Raw genomic sequence first — 17,917 nt, 5'->3', positions numbered from 1 at the left:
CAAAAATATAAAAAAATTGCAAGATTTTTGTGAATAAAATCTAACGCAGTGATCTTTGCTTATGGTCAATCAGTCTTATACAAAAAACAACACAGCCCTAATGAGACTTATCAAACTCACTATTCTTTTCATTCTTTATTAAGAAAAATCCCATACATCCTATGAAAGATAAAATAGGAATTGACGATATAGAAATAACAGCAGATGCAACATCACCCATAGAGTTAGTAGCCTCAGCAATTCCACTAATCAAGGTATGAAATACATAACCAAACATCATCACCACCATATTTGTATACGCAGCCCCCAAAGAACTTTTTTTAGCATGAGCTAAAGTACTAGTTATAAGAGGAATTTGATATGCAGAAGCTATTCCAGATAATAACATCAATACTCCAACAATCAACAAACTATTAATTTTGAAAAAAAGTGCTGTAAATGATAAAGTGATAACAGAACCACAGATCGCAATTATCCTATTAAAATTACCAAATTTATCAGTAACATAACCAACTAATGGACCACCCAATCCCATACCTAGAAATATAAGAGATCCCAAGAAAGCCGCATCAGCTTTATTAATTCTATAAAATTTCATAAAAAATTCCACACCCCACATATCCGCAAATCCTTCTAAAGGCCCCATCATAAGTCCTCCAAAAAAACACAAAATTGCAATATTTTTGTTAAATACAACATTCTTCAAGTCTTTCACCATAGAATTTTTAAGAGAAGTTTTATCAGTATCCTGTATCATTATGCATAATAAACTAAGGCAAAGGCCAAATATTATAATCAAGCCAATTAACTTATCGATACCAACATGCTGCATTAGTAAGACAAGTGGCTTGCCTCCGAAAACAGCACAAGAAAGGCCAAAAGTAGCTGCAATCCCAAGAAGTTTTGAGAAAGAAGAAGAAAAATAAACATTCAAAACTTTTAGCATTGCAAGAATTGCTCCAGACGAACCAAATCCAGATAAAAACCTACCAAGTAAAATCATAGTCCAAGAATCAGAAAATAATATAGGTATCAAGCCCAAAAAAGACAAAATAACACTAGTAACAAGCACAATCTTCAATCCTATTCTATCTATGAGAATTCCAAATGGAATATGCGATAAAGTATAACCTATGTAATATATTCCTGAAAATTGGCCCAAAGCACTATCAGATAAGCAAAAATCATACTTTAACACATCAGATATGACTGACGGCAAAACCCTTATAATATACTGATATCCATAGAATATCGACGAACAAATAAGGGCAAAATATCTCACAAATTGCATAAAAATAAGTAAGAAATACCGAGGATTTTACAGCTGAATATTATTTTAATCAATAAATATATTGATAATCTTTTTCAGTATTATGCAATTGATTATGTTTTAAATAAATTTATTATATAAACAAAACGTTAATAATCATTCAATGAAGGAGTCAAAATTTGCATGCATAAAATGCGGGTCAATTCACTCAAAATGGAACGGGCAATGCTCCGAATGCAAAGAGTGGAATTCAATAGAAATGACAAAAAAATCATCTCTTCAAAGCGATAAAAAGTTAGAATTCACTACATTAAATAGCACAATTAATTTATCAGAAAGGATGATCACTAGCTATGATGAGTTCAACAGAGTTTGTGGAGGTGGAATTGTCTCTGGGTCAATTCTTCTCATCGGAGGAGATCCAGGAATCGGAAAATCAACTCTCTTACTCCATTTAGCATCAGGAATGACCAATGATGTTGCTTATATATCAGGAGAAGAATCCGTAGAACAAATATGTTTACGCGCAAAAAGATTAGGAATCTCAAACTCGAACGTTCACATCGGAGCAATCACTGATGTAGCATCTATCACAACATCTATAGTAAACACCAACATAAAATTAGTAATTATAGATTCCATTCATACAATGAAAATGAATAATGTTGACTCAGTTCCAGGTAGTGTGAATCAAATTCGTTCGTGTACTCAAGAAATTATGAATTTCGCAAAATCAGAAAACATTACATTCATTTTAGTTGGACATGTCACTAAAGACGGAATGATCGCAGGACCAAAACTCCTCGAGCACATGGTTGATGCAGTTCTGTATATGGAACATTTTGGTTCTTATAGACTTCTAAGATCAATGAAAAACAGATTTGGATCTACATCTGAAACTGGAATATTTGAAATGCATCATACGGGCCTCAAGGAGATAAAGAATCCCTCAACATTATTCCTAACAGAAGCACATGAAGGTAATGGCACATGCATATTCCCTAGCATAGAAGGAGAAAGACCTATATTAATCGAAGTACAAGCACTCGTTTCTAAAACGAACTTTCAAAACCCAAGAAGATCTGTAGTTGGATGGGAAGTAAACAGAGTCAACACAATAATCGCAGTATTAGAATCAATATGCCAAATCGATTTAAATTCTCATGACATATATGTAAATATGGCTGGAGGGTTGAAAATATCAGAACCAGCTGCCGATTTAGCAATTGCTACCGCGTTAATTTCATCAAAAAAGCAAGCAAAAATCTCAAGAGATTGGATAATTTTTGGAGAAATCGGATTAGCTGGAGAAATAAGACAAGTAACTCAACAAGCACGAAGAGTCACTGAAGCAATAAATATAGGATTTAAAAATATCATTATGCCATATGCAAAAAACCTCGATATTCCAGTTGAATCAATAAAAAAAATAAATATTTTTTATGTAAAAAATATGAACGAATTTCTGACACAGTTTCAAAAAAATTTCGTAAAGTCAAATCAAAAATAAAGTAGTAATAAAAAATAAACGCATAAATTAATTGATTTACTACTCATAACATTTAAATTCATAGATCATTGATCTATAATCTGAGCATATCACCCAAACAAATGAATGAATTTTGCTCAAAATTTTTTTGATCTCACTTTTGAACCAAACTTCACAAGGGATTCATTTTTTACAGATGAAAGCAATCATCATGTTCTTGAATGGATCGATTCAACAAACACAAACATAATCCTGTTATCTGGAATAAAATCATCAGGGAAAACACATTTATCAAAAATATGGGCATCAAAATTTAAAATAACTAAATTAATATCTTTCACTGAATTTTGTGATTCCCCAATAGATAAATTATACTCCAGCAACGCAGACGCTTATATTTTGGATAATATTCAGGAAATTTTCTTAAACAATTCACTATATATTAAGGAATTTGAAGAAAAGATGCTACATTTTTATAACTACATCATATCATCTACGAAAAAACTCCTAATTTTAACAGACACAACTATTTATAGTACAAATTTTGGGCTCAAAGATCTGTTATCTAGAATAAATTCAACTTGCTCAATGGATATCCCAATTCCCTCAGATAAAGTATTGCAAATGGTAATTCGAAAACTATTCAGAGATTACGGAGTATCCGCAAGCGATAGTACAGTAGACTTCATTTCAAGTCGCATAGATAGATCTTTCAATACAGCAGTGGAAATTGCTAACATAATAAATAATGAATCAATTAGGCAAAATTCACCAATATCTATCCCCTTCCTTAGACAAAACTGCATAATTACATGATAAAACTATCAACAACATATAAGAGAATGTATACATATCCATGAGCAATATTTGAAATTATCATTATAAAATGAAAAAAATTTTAATCATACGATCGTCAAAATTTTAAACTATGAACTATGGATATTGAGTAAGCGACATGCTACACTTTTGGAGTTGGGGTGTAGCCAAGCGGTAAGGCAGCGGGTTTTGGTCCCGCCATCCTGGGTTCGAATCCTAGCACCCCAGCTTTGCTTTTTATTACAATGACTTTATGAAAATTTGGTTTCTAACAGACCAGTACACTTAAACTTTAGCTCTGGAGATAATATATATCATGTAATCAAAGATTCATACACGCATTAACAGAAGATACAATTCGATCATACAGAGTCAATTGCAATAGTTTTTCAAACTTAACTGCAAGACTCATCGATCTTCATCAAGTTTTCACAGTTCATTCAACATAAATTGTTTGATTTTCGTACAGATTTTTACATCCACACAGAAAAATACCAAAAATTTTGATAAAATAATTCAAATTGATATTTTCAAAATGTAAAAGAATCAACATCTTTTTGCAATCACAACACGTTGATAGCCAGCATAATCCACAAGACATTCAACATATAACATTTCCAAATTTGATTCAATAATCTTCTTAACTGCATTTAATTGCTTATGACCAATTTCCAAGAGCAAAAATCCTCCTTTTTTGAGATACAAATGAGCAGATTCAATAATTATTTCATAATTTGCAATTCCATTTTTCTGAGCAAACAATGCAACGCTCGGATCATATAAGGCACTTGAATCTATATCATCATCATGTGAAATGTAAGGAGGATTGGCAACTATAACATCAAAAACTTCATAGTAATTGATTACTGGCATACTAAAGTCATTGTGAAAATAAAACTGACCATCCTTCCTCATAAATTTGTTAAAATCTTCAACAAATCTATTATAGTAATCAAAGCTCCTTAACTGATATTCGTCATAAAAATCGAACCAATCTCCATGAATTAATAACAATCTGTCAAGTAAATTTAATCTAGCTGCATTAAAAAATGCAACATTCAGTGCTTCAAGTGAGATATCTACACCAATACATATTGCATTCTCAATTTCATCTAAAATACTCAAAGACAAACACCCAGAACCAGTACCTAAATCCAATATTCTAACTTCAGACCTACCATGTAAGAGAGAAATTGATTTTTCTACCAACAACTCACTTTCTTGTCTCGGATCAAGGACATGCTCATTGACATAAAAATAATGATTCCAAAAATATTTCCTATTTAAAATCTTTGATAAAGGCATGCCTTCACCCATTTTGCTCAATAGAGCAAACAATTTAATTTCATCTTCATTCGTAATTTGATCTTCTTTATGAGCAAAAATCTCACTAAAACGAATGTCTAGATAGTGAATTAAAAGCTGTTCCACTTCAATTTGAAGGTCTTGATTTGAAATAACAACACATCTTTGCAAATAAGCGTCTTTTAACATCTTCAAAGCGTTATTCATAAATTCCGCTATAGTCATGAAGCAAATTCAATAAATTTCAAATCGATTATACCACTAATCTCAAAACTCATTCGTCATGTAATACAATATCCACCACGTTCACCACAAGCATAATGTAGTCAGCAACATATAATGTAATCCGCAACAAATTTGTTTCTAAACCAAGTGATCTGACGCTTAGCATAACGCACTGTATCAAACGTAACAGCAGTCATCATCTCTTGAAATGAAATCTCTTCATTAGCAAAATTTCTCACTGTATTTGCTCCAATCATACGCCATATTGGCGCACAATTTTCTTTATCTCCCATTTTTTTTAAAAAATCTTGCATTTCTCTTTTTAACTCAGACATCTCAGCAAGTCTTGAACTTATATTTTTTTTCAACCTCTCAAATGGTCTTGTCACAAAAATGCAAAAAAATTTGTAGTACGGATATGGAATATTATTTGTATAAGACATAATACTTCGACCACTTGATCGCATAACTTGTATAGCTCTAATCACTCTATGCCTGTTATTGCAATCAATAGATTGCGCAGCAATAATATCTATATCTTTCAAAATTTTCTTCAACTCCGTTATTTCGAGACCAAAAAGCGATTCATCAACCCCAATATCAGGAATATCAACCAACCCATTTACCAAAGAATAAATATACATTCCTGTCCCACCTACGACAATTGGCAATCTCCCTCGAGAAATTATTTCTCGAATTTTATAGTGCACTAAATCAAGCCACTGCCTAACATTCATATCATCAAAAGGACTTGCAAAATTGTATAGATGATGAGGAACGTAATTCAAATCCTCGTCGAGAGGAGAAGCTGATAAAATCCTCAAATCTTCATACATCTGCATTCGATCAGCATTTATAATCTCTCCACCAAACCGAAGAGCGTATTCGATCGCTAGCTTTGATTTTCCTGACGCAGTTGGGCCTCCTATTACTATAACTTCCCTCATAAGATCCGCTCTTTTTGAAGCAATATCGCATTTATAAAAAATATAATCAATCTAAAATCAAACTGATTACTAAAATATTTCGTTGCTTTTAAAGAAAAAACTCACTTCTGTTATAGCATTTTCATGAGAATCAGAACCATGAACAGCATTAAAATCAATTGATTCTCCGAACACATTACGCAAAGTGCCAGGAGATGCATTTTGAGGATTTGTTGATCCCATTAAATCTCTGTAAGCTTTGATCACATCATCATATTTTGATGAAGTAAGCACTTGAACAATGCAAGGACCATCACTCATTATTTTACAGAGATCATAAAAAAATTGCTTATCTCTGTGAACAGCATAAAATGCCTCAGCTTGCTTTACATCCATATGTATCATCTTTTGAGCAATTATTGAAAATCCAGCTTTTTCTATATATGAATTTATTGCACCAGATAAATTACTCTTCACAGCATGTGGCTTGATGATTGATAAAGTCTTCATAACTATAATTTTAACAATAAAATTACTATATTATACATAATTTAACGTATATATATAAAAAAAATAATAAAAAAAGTGGTGAACGTAACAGGGATTGAACCTGTGACCCTTACAATGTCACTGTAATGCTCTACCGCTGAGCTATACGTCCATGAACTGATTGTGTCACAATTATTGAATTGATTCAATAAACAAATCGATTTTACTCTTGATATTGAAGTAAAATTTTGTCATCCTCATGTAGACCTTTTTGATCTTTTGATGTATTTATTTTTTATAACTCTCTACGTGATAGTTTGCATTTTACTGATCATGCTCATACTTTTACAACAAAGCTCTGGTTCTTTGGGAACTTCTTCTACTCGAGAAACAAGATATAGAGAAGCTTCAAATATAATGACCAAAATTACTGGTATTTGCGGGGCTATTTTTATGATAGTTGCCATGTCTCTTGCAATTATCATGAAATCAAAATCGATCATCGCAAATGAGACAAATGATGTACCTGTTACTCAAAAAAATATTGATATCTCTTCTTGATTATTAGACATATTGGTTCATTTCAATTACAATTTAGCTATTCGTGAATTTGTGGAGATTTGAATGGATAAAGAATTTTGTAATGATAGTGATTTAAGTATTTTTGATGACTTTTCTATCGCTAAAGCAAGTTTTGATAACTCAGATTTCGTAAGTTTTTCAATTAATGATACTATATGTATACCTGTTAATACAGATGATAATGGACGAATAGAGTTAAATTCATTACATCGATTTGAATCTCTCAAGAATAAATTAGGAGAATTCTCTTTTGAATTTCTAAACAAGCTTCAATTTGTAAAAACAGGCGATAATATATCTTTTTTTATGCCAACCGGAATTAAGTTAGTAATATTCTCATTAGGATCAAGAGAATTGTCTAAGCCAGATATTGACCTATTATCATCAAACTTATTGCATAAATTTGAAAATCATTCAACTGTACATTTTCTTCTTGACAGCTTAGATGAAGAGAATAGAATTCTTATCATGTCTAGCTTGATTTCTCATAGCTACAATTTTGTAAAATACAAAAAGAATAACCTTCGTCAATGGGAATTCAAATTTTATAATTGCAACCAAAATTGGCAAAATGAGTATAATATCATACTTTCGATTTGCATTTCTAAGACTTTGAGTAATTACTCACCAAATACACTATATCCAATTGCATACGCTTCATTAGTAAAGAACATATTTAAATCAACTAAGATGAAGGTCACTATAATCAATCACGAAGAATTACAAAGATTAAATATGCATGCTCTATACTCTGTCGGTAAAGGGAGTCAACACAAGCCTTGTGCTGTAATTATGGAATGGAATAACGGAACGAACGATCCTGTGTCTATACTTGGTAAAGGAGTAACTTTCGATTCTGGAGGAATATCTATAAAACCATCACAAGATATGGAAGATATGAAGTTTGATATGTCAGGATCAGCAGTCGTCGTAGCAACAATGTTTAATATTGCTAAAAATGATCTTAATATAAATACAATAGGAGTAATTGGACTGGCAGAAAATATGCCATCTAGCTCAGCTCTAAAACCATCAGATGTAATATCTTCAATGTCAGGGAAAACAATTGAAATTTTAAACACAGATGCAGAAGGCCGCTTAATACTTGCAGATATATTATGGTATGTTCAGGATATCTACAACTCACGCAAAGTAATTGATTTAGCAACTCTAACCGGAGCAATTGTAACAACTTTCGGATCAGAATATGCAGGATTATTCTCAAATGACGAAGAATTTTCTCAAGAATTTTTGAAAATTGCAAAAGAATCAAAAGAGAAATTTTGGCCTCTACCCATGGACGATGCTTATGATAAAGTCATAAACAGCAAAATTGCAGATGTGAGAAATATCTCCAAAGGATATAAAGGAGCTGGTAGCATCACGGCTGCAAAATTTTTGCAGAGATTTATAAAATCCTCAACATCATGGATACACCTCGACATAGCAGGAGTATCATACAAATCAGATCAAGCAACTGGATTTGGAGTTAGATCTTTATATAACTGGATCAACAATCAGATATTATAAATACACATCAAATTGTGCCAAACTGTAACAAAAATTTCACTATACACAACCATAATTAAAATATTATATTGAACAAAGCTAAGATGAAACATCTTGTATAAGCGATAATAATCTAGCAATAGATGAGTTAAAAAAAATTATAAAGATTAAATCTTCTAAAAGAATCAGCAAAATCATTTCATGATATGTGAATTTATAAAATTGATTTACCTAAAAATAATATTATCAAATGTATTTATCACAAACTTATATTGATTATCTTATAAAAGAGAAATTGACTCAGTAGATTTTATCTAATAAAATGCAATTTTACATTCAGTGAATCAAGATTTATTAACTGCCTGGCCATTTCGAGAAGCAATTCGAATCCTCAATGAAAGACAAGGAAAATCTTCAATATTACTCGAAACTGGATATGGACCTTCTGGATTACCTCATATGGGGACTTTAAGCGAAATTGCTAGAACTTGGATGGTGTTTAATGCTATACGGTTTCTTAACAAAGATATGAGAGTCAAATTAATCTCATTCTCCGACGACATGGATGCATTAAGAAAGATACCAGAAAACGTTCCAAATCAGGAAATTTTATCAAAGTATATTGGCAAGCCTTTGACATCTGTTCCAGATCCTTTTGAAAAATATGAAAGTTTTGCTCACCACAACAATGCAATGTTAATAGATTTCTTAGCAAATTTCTCAATTGAAGTTCAGTTTATAAGTTCTACAGAAACATACAGATCTGGAATGTTTAACGATGTTTTATTACAAATATTGCACCATCACCAACAGATCATAGACATTATATCCCCAACATTAGGAGAAGAGCGCAGATCAACTTATAGTCCATTTCTTCCAATCTCACCCACAACCGGCAAAGTACTACAAGTTAAAGTTCGATGCAATGAAACGACAGGAACTATCATTTTTTGCGATGAAGATGGGGTAGAAAAAGAGATTTCTGTCCTTAATGGAAATTGCAAAGTTCAGTGGAAAATAGATTGGGCGATGAGATGGTGTGCGTTTGAAGTAGATTTCGAAATGTATGGCAAAGATTTAATAGATTCATATGAATTATCAAGTAAAGTGTGTAAAATTTTAGGAAAAAATCCTCCAATTGGTCTGTTATGCGAGCATTTTCTCGATAATAATGGAGCAAAAATATCAAAATCAAAAGGAAATGGAGTGTCTGTAGAAGAGTGGCTTAGATACGCACCTAAATTTAGCCTTATATACCTTATATTCAAATCTCCTCAGCGAGCAAAAAAACTTTCCTTTGAAATTATTCCAACTATCGTCGATGAATACCTAAAACTTCTCGAAGAAATCAGCGAAAATTCAGATGATATGTATAAAAAATTTAACAATCCAATTTGGCATGTACATGGGGGAAATCCTCCTAAGTATAAGGCCAGAGGGCTGAATTTCTCACTCTTATTAAATTTAATTAACGCATGTAATGCCAACGACATAAATATACTGAAAAAGTATATTGACAAATACATCGAAAATATAGATCATCCACTCCTCGACGAAATTCTTTCATGCGCTTTACTTTACACAGAAAAATTTATCTCTGGTCAAAAAATTTACAGATCACCAAACAAAATTGAGCAAACAGCATTAATCGATCTAATGAATGAACTAGAAAGAAATGAGAACGATGATGCTGCAAAATTTCAACACATCGCTTATGAAACAGGAAAAAAACATAATATAGAACTTGCAGAATGGTTCAAGACCATATACCAGGTCATACTCGGCCAGAATAGCGGCCCTAGAATAGGCAATTTCATCGAATTATACGGAGCTAAAAACTTTACTCAACTCATGAAAACCAGACTGAATAAGTAATTTCGATATTCCAAATCTTCAATTGTCAATCTAAAACCAACAAATACATTTTTCACTCGTATAGAGGCTGTCCGTCAACAAATTCAATGCGATCCCCATTTTATAGATTTTATATCCACTCCTTCTTTTATCATTTCCCACAAAGGACTCATATTTCTCAAACGATTGACTTCATATATCAACCTTTCAGCAAAAACATTAATTTCATCAATAGTGGTATACCTTCCGATACTAATCCTAAGAGAGGTATGCGACAATTCTTCCGCAACACCTATAGCCTTCAAGACATATGAAGGTTCAAGAGAAGCAGATGTACAAGCGGAACCTGATGATATTGCAAATTCCTTTAATCCCATCATCAATGCTTCTCCTTCGACACACGCAAAACTCACATTAAGATTTCCAGGTAATCTCTCTATTAAATCACCATTTACATAAACTTCCTCCAAAGAAGAAGTTATTTTATCTAGCAAAATATTTCGCAATTTTAGAATTCTTTCAACATTCTCTTTCATTTCAGCCTTAGCAAGGCTACATGCTTCTCCAAATCCAACACACAACGGAGTTGAAAGAGTACCAGATCTAATTCCATATTCTTGCCCTCCTCCATTGATTATAGGTCGCAGACGAATCGAAGAATTCCCACGATTAACATATAATGCACCTATACCTTTCGGCCCATATATTTTATGAGAAGAAATACTCATCATATCAATATTCATCTCATTAACATCAATTTCGATATTTCCTATAGCTTGAGCGGCATCTGTATGAAAAATCACTTCATTTTCTCTACATATTGCCCCTATTTCTCTTATTTTCTGAATGACTCCAACTTCATTATTAGCCGCAATAATTGAAACCATCGCAGTAGTGCTTTTGATTGCATTTTTTATATCAACTGGATCAATAAATCCGTTTTTATCTACATGCAAGTAGGTTATTTCAAATCCATGATCTAATTGCATGTAACGACAAGTCTCTATAACACATTTATGATCAATTGTCGAAGTTATAATATGCTTTTTTCCACTTTTAGCAAGAATATTACATAAACCTTTAATTGCTAAATTATTAGATTCTGTTGCTCCACTAGTAAATATTATATCTTTAGGGTTAGCTTTTATAATATTCGCCACTTGTTGTCTAGCATTCTCTACGGCTTCGCTAGCTTCCCATCCAAATGAATGAGTATTAGAATGGGGATTCCCAAACTTTTCATAAAAATAAGGAATCATTTTTTCAACGACCCTTTTATCGCATGGAGTAGTAGATTGATAATCCAAATAAATTCTATTCATAATCAAATTTATACAGTTCAACTGAGTTTAATACCTTTATTCAGTAAATAGAAGATACGTAATAAAGTCAATTGAATTGATGAGTCGTATCTAAAAGTAAATTGCAAGTCCCATCAGTAATTTCTTCAATATAACAAAACAAAATGACTAAAATCAATATCAACAATTTATATTTTCTTATCATATAAAATCTCACTAATGACAAAATTAAAAAAAAAAATATAATTCAATGTAATCTGCAATTTTCTTAAATGAAAGAAATTTTAAAATCTGTAGAAACTTATCTATCAAATATAACAAATTCAAAAAATATATACTTAGACTATAATGCAATGTCTCTAGTAAGACCGGAAATATTATCTGTTGTGCAAGATATGTTCTCATTATATGGGAACCCTTTCGCAGCACATTTTCATGGACGAGAAATGAAATCGATACTGAATCTCTGCAAAGAAAACCTTGCTGAATGTATAGATTGTTCTCCAAATGAAATATATTTCACAAGCGGAGCATCAGAAGCAAATAATATCGCAATATTGGGCATGAAAAATCATGTAACTCAATACATTTTTGGAGCAACAGAGCACGAATCGGTTCTGAATACAATTCATGATCACAAAACTGTACAAATAATAAACGGCGAAGTTGATTTGAATCAATTAGAAAATTTGCTAAAAAATTCTTCTGTGAGTTTTGTATCAATAATGGTGGCTAATAATGAGACAGGAATTATAACAAAGAATATAAAAGAAGCGATAAATCTTACTCATAAATATAACGGAATATTTCATACAGACGGTGTACAATCAATAGGAAAAATGGATATATCATTTCGCAAAATGGAATTTGATATGATGTCAGTATCTTCTCTCAAATCTGGCGGAATAATCGGCGTAGGAGCATTAATAAAATCAAGTAAAATTCAGAATTGCTCTTCGTTAATGTTTGGCAAGATGGAGAATTCACTAAAACCAGGTACTCCTGCTGTGCCATTAATAATCGGATTTGAAAGATCAGTGGCGATTGCGCGTGAAAATTTACCTATAGAATCAAAAAAATACACAGAAATGAGAGAAAAATTTGAAACAATCTTAAAAAGCAACGGAGCAATTATATTGGGAGAAAATACTGAAAGAATACCAAATACAACATACTGCATCATGCCTGAAATAGACCAATCTGAACAAGTTATGATGTTTGACATGCGTGGAATATCAGTTAGCGCTGGATCTGCGTGCTACAAAACAAGATATTTTTGCGAAAATTTTATGAAAAGTGTTTGCGTAAATGAACAAACATACCGATCCGGAGTGCGATTCAGCATGGGATTTTGCACAAAACTCGAAGAATTAATAACTGCAGCAGATTTATGGAAGGAGATTAAGAATTCAATTTAGTATATGAGTAAATTTCATTCATTGTGAAAGATCACTGGCTATTATGCATGAGAATTTCCCCATGTTACTCATAAAACCTATATATAACCCATTGTTCGTTCATTCCATTTATTGCATCAATTTGATTTTATTACATGAAATTCGAAAGATCACTGGCTATTGCATGATATTATTGATAAAAATCCACAGAACAATATTAATTAACGCATTGTAGCTGCCATTGCGACACCTGTACGCCTTCGTGATGGCCATGATCTGCCATTCGTTTGGCTTAGTAGAGGAAGTAATCAAAAACGAATAATAATTCGAACAATATAAAATTATGAAACACAAAAAGAAACAAACAAATCAGTGCAAAACACAAGAAAAGAGAAAAAAATAGAGAAAAGGCCAGCGCAGAAAAAGGAGGTGATCCAGCCGCAGGTTCCCCTACGGCTACCTTGTTACGACTTAGCCTCAGTCATCAACCAAACCTTATTCGAAAGTCCCCACCAAAGGTGGTTAACCCAATCGGCTTAAGGTCCAACCGACTCCCATGACTTGACGGGCGGTGTGTACAAGGCCTGTTTACGTATTCACCGTGGCATACTTATCCACGATTACTAGTGATTCCGACTTCATATCTTCGAGTTGCAGAAGATAATCCGAACTGAGACAGCCTTTATGGATTAACCCATTGTAGCTGCCATTGTAGCACGTTTGTAGCCCTACTCGTAAGGGCCATGATGACTTGACATCGTCCCCTCCTTCCTCCGGCTTAGCACCGGCAGTATCCCGAAAGTACCCAACTAAATGCTGGCAACACGGGAAGGGGGTTTCGCTCGTTGCGGGACTTAACCCAACACCTCACGGCACGAGCTGACGACAGCCATGCAACACCTGTCTTCGGATGTTACAAGTAACACCCCACCTATTAGGGTGGGTCACCGAGATGTCAAGAGTAGGTAAGTTTTTTCGCGTAGTATCGAATTAAACAACATGCTCCACCACTTGTGCAGGCCCCCGTCAATTCCTTTGAGTTTTAATCTTGCGATCGTAGTCCCCAGGCGGAATGCTTATTGCGTTAGCTTCAGCACCGAGAGCAAAACTCCCGACACATAGCATTCATCGTTTACAGCGTGGACTACCAGGGTATCTAATCCTGTTTGCTCCCCACGCTTTCGTGCCTCAGCGTCAATAATGGCCCAGAAAATCGCCTTCGCCTCTGACGTTCTTCCTGATATCTACGAATTTCACCTCTCCACCAAGAATTCCATTTTCCTCTACCATCTTCTAGCCAAGCAGTATAGTGCGCTAGCCCAAGGTTAAGCCCAGGGATTTTACACACTACTTACAAGGCCGCCTACGCACCCTTTACGCCCAATAATTCCGAACAACGCTAGCTCCCTTCGTATTACCGCGGCTGCTGGCACGAAGTTAGCCGGAGCTTTTTCTTTCGTTACTGTCTATATCATCACGAATAAAAGAACTTTACAACCCGAAGGCCTTCTTCATTCACGCGGCATCGCTGGATCAGGGTTTCCCCCATTGTCCAATATTCCCCACTGCTGCCTCCCGTAGGAGTCTGGGCCGTATCTCAATCCCAGTGTGGCTGATCATCCTCTCAAACCAGCTACAGATCTCGGGCTTGGTAGGCCATTACCCTACCAACTACCTAATCTGACGCAGGCCCATCCCCAGGCGATAAATCTTTCCTTTCTCAAGAATATACGGTATTACCTCCAATTTCTCAAAGCTATTCCGTACCTAGGGGTAGGTTCCTACGCGTTACTCACCCGTCCGCCACTAAGCACAGTAACCGAAATTACCATACTTCGTTCGACTTGCATGTGTTAAGCGTGCCGCCAGCGTTCGTTCTGAGCTAGGATCAAACTCTTATATTAAATTGACTCAGGATCAAGAATGGCATATAAAAGCAATAAAAATTGCAGCCAATCACACCTGAACGCTAGCCTTTTCTCTATTTTAAATTTCTCATAATTCCTTGAAGAACTATCCGCCGAAGCAGGATGTGTGAATCATAAGATTCTTGATATAAATTGTCAAGCAAATGTATCATAATTTTTGAGAATTGTTTTAATTGATTATGATCTTGATAAAAAATCGAGCAATAACACACGAATTTAATATAGAAGAAAGATTTCAAGCAGGAATATCACTCCTTGGACTTGAAGTAAAATCCATAAGAAATGGACAATGTAATATAAGCGAAGCTTACATTTCTCACAAAAAAGGTGAATTATTTCTACAAAATGCACTTATTTCACAATACAAATTTGCAAGTGTTGAAAAAAATTATACTCCAATGAGATTAAGAAAATTATTATTACACAAGAAAGAAATTAATAAATGCATCGGAAAATCACAAAAAAAAGGAATGACAATCATCCCAATATCAATGTTTCTGAACAAAAGAGGATTAATAAAGATAGAAATCGCTATCGCAAAAGGAAAAAAATTATTTGATAAAAGGAGATCTGAAAAGGAAAAAGAATGGACGAGAGAAAAAATCAACGCAGAAAGAATTTAAATCAGCAAAAAAAATGCTAAGAATATCAAGGATATATCATTCCCAAAATACATCAATAGCATTCTCGACAAAAATTTCATTAACAAATCAAGCATTGCATTACACAAATTCATAAATTAACATTAATAGCAATAAAACATTCAACGAATGTGTCATTTAGCATACTAAAACACATACCAAACATTCTATCATCTCTTAGGTTAATTTTAGGGTTAATGTTTATAATATTTGACAGCATAGATAAATATCTTTTCATTACAGGCTCTGTATCTGACTTTTTTGACGGATTTTTTGCACGAAAATTCAATATAGAATCAAATTTCGGAAGATTAATAGACCCAATAGCAGACAAAATATTCATAACATCATCGATGATTATTCTTTTTAAACACAACTTAATTGGAATATTTTGGCTGGGACTGAGCATCACAAAAGATGTACTAATAATACTTGGATACTTAGCAAGATCTAAAAAAAATCAAGCAATCAAACCAAATATATTTGGCAAACTCAGCACGGCATTTCAAATGCTTGGATGTGCAACAATTTTAATAGGTTCAGAATCCTCTTGGATATGGTCTTTTTACGCAATATTCACAGTTTTGGCACTCTACAAATACGCAATAACTTTAAATAAATTTTAAATACCAAAACAATTTGTCAAACATCTTGCAATATTCCATCATTCTTAATCATTCTCTTGTATCGAAAGTATATTAATGGAATCGAAAGCAAGTAAACCCCAGATAGAAGCAAAATTGCCAGCCATTTATTGTACAAAAAGAAGGACACAATACACGTTAAACAAAATGAAATCATCCAAAAAAACCTTCGAGGAATTTTTAGCTTTTTAATAGAAATCGTTGGCAATTTACTGATCATTAATATCGCACTAACAACACAAAAAATTCCATGAATATAAGAAGAAAGTTTAATATCAAAAGCAAGGTAAAACATCATGGGCATAGATGCAATTATCGCTCCAAATGGCGCCGGAACTCCGACCAAAAATGGACCAAGCGATTGTATAGAACTATTAAAACGCGCCAAACGAATAGCCATAGCACCCAAAAATAGCAAGATTATTGCCCAGCCAGCCTGATTCAACTCGCGCAGAGAAAACAAATAAAACATCACTCCGCTTGCAGAGCCAAAATTAGCAAGATCAACTAATGAGTCGAGATCAGCTCCAAATTCAGTCGTTCCATCAATCAATCTAGCAATTCTACCGTCAATTCCGTCAAGAAATGATGCTACTAATATGCATAATACAGCCTCACTCCATGCTTCATTTAATGAGAAAAATATACATGAAAATCCACTGCACAAAGCGAGCACAGTCACAAAATTAGGAAAAATTCGACGAGCTCTTATAATATACCTCTTCTTCATACATAATGACACACACATTGCAACAGAATATCAAAGCAACTATCCTTGATAAAGTAAAATTATGGAAAACAATAATTATCAAGTTTTTCACTGTTTTTTTACCAATCTCTTGATAAAAGAACAAATTGGCACTATACCACCAAATGCAAATAAACAACAAACAATACGGATGGTTTATAAAAATCGATCACCATTCACAATCAAAAATAAAGGGATTTGAAGATTATGTTCCATTAATCCATTTTAAAGACACCATCAGTGTGCCTAAAATCGGAATAGATGATACAAAAGTCAGCACAAATAAACGATTCACTTGCGGAATATTGATAATCTCAGTGAATCCAACTTCAAGAAGCACAGAAATTACTCACAAGCTCATGGGAGAATCAACTGATAATGATGCTCATAAATCGACAATGGATACAATAAAAATCATTCGCTCAGAAATCGTAAATGGAAATAATCACTCAAAAATACTAGAAGAAATCGAATACACAAAATGCATGGTAAATGAAATGACACTAGAAGGAACCGAATCTATTCGAACTTACACTATAATTTATAAAAAACGCTTAGAAAAAATTCACGATTATGACACAAATGGCGATCATAGAGGATCAGCAAGATGCGAAATCGACTTTGATCGAGGAAATTCGAGGCACTTGTAATTAAAAAACACTAAAATTCCAATCAAAAAATACGTAGAAAGATCAAAGAATAATAACTCAAAGCTTAGACATCAAAAACTATTAAAACGCGCCAAACGAATAGCCATAGCACCCAAAAATAGCAAGATTATTGCCCAGCCAGC

General features: G+C 33.4%; 15 protein-coding genes, 2 tRNA genes and 1 rRNA gene. 10 read left to right on the top strand and 8 right to left on the bottom strand.

The window, feature by feature from the left end:
• Positions 1 to 97: 97 nt before the first annotated feature.
• Positions 98 to 1,291, bottom strand: a complete 1,194-nt coding sequence (locus tag Gromo_RS02145) for an MFS transporter (protein ID WP_231158821.1) — start codon at positions 1,289 to 1,291, stop codon at positions 98 to 100.
• 142 nt (positions 1,292 to 1,433) lie between these two features.
• On the opposite strand from Gromo_RS02145, the gene radA reads away from it, so the two are divergent.
• The 3 genes from radA (at position 1,434) to Gromo_RS02130 (ending at position 3,803) form a co-directional block, all read left to right on the top strand.
• Positions 1,434 to 2,780: a DNA repair protein RadA gene (radA, locus tag Gromo_RS02140; protein ID WP_231158820.1), complete on the top strand. Its 1,347-nt coding sequence runs from the start codon at positions 1,434 to 1,436 to the stop codon at positions 2,778 to 2,780.
• Between the two features lie 105 nt (positions 2,781 to 2,885).
• Positions 2,886 to 3,575, top strand: coding sequence for a hypothetical protein (locus Gromo_RS02135; RefSeq protein ID WP_231158819.1), 690 nt, complete (start codon positions 2,886 to 2,888; stop codon positions 3,573 to 3,575).
• 157 nt (positions 3,576 to 3,732) lie between these two features.
• Positions 3,733 to 3,803, top strand: a tRNA-Gln gene (locus Gromo_RS02130).
• 318 nt (positions 3,804 to 4,121) lie between these two features.
• Here the strand turns inward: Gromo_RS02130 and Gromo_RS02125 are convergent.
• From Gromo_RS02125 to Gromo_RS02110, 4 genes are all read right to left on the bottom strand, one after another.
• On the bottom strand, positions 4,122 to 5,105 hold the full coding sequence (locus Gromo_RS02125) for a HemK/PrmC family methyltransferase (protein WP_231158818.1): 984 nt from the start codon (positions 5,103 to 5,105) through the stop codon (positions 4,122 to 4,124).
• 101 nt (positions 5,106 to 5,206) lie between these two features.
• Positions 5,207 to 6,052 (bottom strand): tRNA (adenosine(37)-N6)-dimethylallyltransferase MiaA, encoded by an 846-nt coding sequence (gene miaA, locus Gromo_RS02120; protein ID WP_231158817.1) that lies wholly within the window; start codon positions 6,050 to 6,052, stop codon positions 5,207 to 5,209.
• A 69-nt stretch (positions 6,053 to 6,121) separates the two neighbouring features.
• The gene (ndk, locus tag Gromo_RS02115; RefSeq protein WP_231158816.1) at positions 6,122 to 6,541 is read right to left on the bottom strand and encodes a nucleoside-diphosphate kinase; all 420 of its coding nucleotides are present in this window, start codon (positions 6,539 to 6,541) and stop codon (positions 6,122 to 6,124) included.
• Positions 6,542 to 6,617: 76 nt separating this feature from the next.
• Positions 6,618 to 6,692, bottom strand: a tRNA-Val gene (locus tag Gromo_RS02110).
• 110 nt (positions 6,693 to 6,802) lie between these two features.
• Between Gromo_RS02110 and secG the strand changes: the two genes are divergently transcribed.
• The 3 genes from secG (at position 6,803) to Gromo_RS02095 (ending at position 10,486) form a co-directional block, all read left to right on the top strand.
• Positions 6,803 to 7,081 carry a preprotein translocase subunit SecG gene (gene secG / locus Gromo_RS02105; RefSeq protein ID WP_274381149.1) on the top strand — a complete coding sequence of 93 codons (279 nt, stop codon included), beginning with the start codon at positions 6,803 to 6,805 and terminating at the stop codon, positions 7,079 to 7,081.
• Between the two features lie 63 nt (positions 7,082 to 7,144).
• Positions 7,145 to 8,632 (top strand): M17 family metallopeptidase, encoded by a 1,488-nt coding sequence (locus Gromo_RS02100; protein ID WP_231158814.1) that lies wholly within the window; start codon positions 7,145 to 7,147, stop codon positions 8,630 to 8,632.
• Positions 8,633 to 8,950: 318 nt separating this feature from the next.
• Positions 8,951 to 10,486 carry a lysine--tRNA ligase gene (locus Gromo_RS02095; protein WP_231158813.1) on the top strand — a complete coding sequence of 512 codons (1,536 nt, stop codon included), beginning with the start codon at positions 8,951 to 8,953 and terminating at the stop codon, positions 10,484 to 10,486.
• Positions 10,487 to 10,569: 83 nt separating this feature from the next.
• Here the strand turns inward: Gromo_RS02095 and Gromo_RS02090 are convergent, their stop codons facing one another.
• Positions 10,570 to 11,787: an IscS subfamily cysteine desulfurase gene (locus Gromo_RS02090; protein ID WP_231158812.1), complete on the bottom strand. Its 1,218-nt coding sequence runs from the start codon at positions 11,785 to 11,787 to the stop codon at positions 10,570 to 10,572.
• A 251-nt stretch (positions 11,788 to 12,038) separates the two neighbouring features.
• On the opposite strand from Gromo_RS02090, the gene Gromo_RS02085 reads away from it, so the two are divergent.
• Positions 12,039 to 13,184, top strand: coding sequence for a cysteine desulfurase family protein (locus tag Gromo_RS02085; RefSeq protein WP_231158811.1), 1,146 nt, complete (start codon positions 12,039 to 12,041; stop codon positions 13,182 to 13,184).
• A gap of 401 nt (positions 13,185 to 13,585) precedes the next feature.
• Here Gromo_RS02085 and Gromo_RS02080 read toward each other — a convergent pair.
• Positions 13,586 to 15,067: ribosomal RNA gene (locus Gromo_RS02080) — 16S ribosomal RNA — on the bottom strand.
• Between the two features lie 203 nt (positions 15,068 to 15,270).
• Here Gromo_RS02080 and smpB point away from each other — a divergent pair.
• Positions 15,271 to 15,714 (top strand): SsrA-binding protein SmpB, encoded by a 444-nt coding sequence (gene smpB / locus Gromo_RS02075; protein WP_231158810.1) that lies wholly within the window; start codon positions 15,271 to 15,273, stop codon positions 15,712 to 15,714.
• Between the two features lie 149 nt (positions 15,715 to 15,863).
• Complete coding sequence (locus tag Gromo_RS02070) at positions 15,864 to 16,358, top strand: CDP-alcohol phosphatidyltransferase family protein (protein WP_274381148.1); 495 nt, start codon at positions 15,864 to 15,866, stop codon at positions 16,356 to 16,358.
• Positions 16,359 to 16,374: 16 nt separating this feature from the next.
• Here the strand turns inward: Gromo_RS02070 and Gromo_RS02065 are convergent, their stop codons facing one another.
• On the bottom strand, positions 16,375 to 17,106 hold the full coding sequence (locus tag Gromo_RS02065; RefSeq protein ID WP_231158808.1) for a CDP-alcohol phosphatidyltransferase family protein: 732 nt from the start codon (positions 17,104 to 17,106) through the stop codon (positions 16,375 to 16,377).
• A gap of 143 nt (positions 17,107 to 17,249) precedes the next feature.
• Between Gromo_RS02065 and Gromo_RS02060 the strand changes: the two genes are divergently transcribed.
• Entirely contained in the window at positions 17,250 to 17,774 is a 525-nt protein-coding gene (locus Gromo_RS02060) for a hypothetical protein (RefSeq protein ID WP_231158807.1), read from the top strand.
• Positions 17,775 to 17,917 lie beyond the last annotated feature (143 nt).

The organism is Candidatus Gromoviella agglomerans, assembly GCF_021065005.1.
GTDB lineage: Bacteria > Pseudomonadota > Alphaproteobacteria > CAJXXZ01.
Note: the sequence above shows the minus strand (reverse complement) of the source record. Positions and strands in the feature narration are given on the sequence as shown.

Coding starts and splice junctions, on each gene's coding strand:
- Gromo_RS02145 (WP_231158821.1), bottom strand. CDS start 1,291: ATGCAATTTGTGAGATATTTTGCCCTTATTTGTTCGTCGATATTCTAT.
- radA (WP_231158820.1), top strand. CDS start 1,434: ATGAAGGAGTCAAAATTTGCATGCATAAAATGCGGGTCAATTCACTCA.
- Gromo_RS02135 (WP_231158819.1), top strand. CDS start 2,886: ATGAATTTTGCTCAAAATTTTTTTGATCTCACTTTTGAACCAAACTTC.
- Gromo_RS02125 (WP_231158818.1), bottom strand. CDS start 5,105: ATGACTATAGCGGAATTTATGAATAACGCTTTGAAGATGTTAAAAGAC.
- miaA (WP_231158817.1), bottom strand. CDS start 6,052: ATGAGGGAAGTTATAGTAATAGGAGGCCCAACTGCGTCAGGAAAATCA.
- ndk (WP_231158816.1), bottom strand. CDS start 6,541: ATGAAGACTTTATCAATCATCAAGCCACATGCTGTGAAGAGTAATTTA.
- secG (WP_274381149.1), top strand. CDS start 6,803: ATGTATTTATTTTTTATAACTCTCTACGTGATAGTTTGCATTTTACTG.
- Gromo_RS02100 (WP_231158814.1), top strand. CDS start 7,145: ATGGATAAAGAATTTTGTAATGATAGTGATTTAAGTATTTTTGATGAC.
- Gromo_RS02090 (WP_231158812.1), bottom strand. CDS start 11,787: ATGAATAGAATTTATTTGGATTATCAATCTACTACTCCATGCGATAAA.
- Gromo_RS02085 (WP_231158811.1), top strand. CDS start 12,039: ATGAAAGAAATTTTAAAATCTGTAGAAACTTATCTATCAAATATAACA.
- smpB (WP_231158810.1), top strand. CDS start 15,271: ATGATCTTGATAAAAAATCGAGCAATAACACACGAATTTAATATAGAA.
- Gromo_RS02065 (WP_231158808.1), bottom strand. CDS start 17,106: ATGAAGAAGAGGTATATTATAAGAGCTCGTCGAATTTTTCCTAATTTT.
- Gromo_RS02060 (WP_231158807.1), top strand. CDS start 17,250: ATGCAAATAAACAACAAACAATACGGATGGTTTATAAAAATCGATCAC.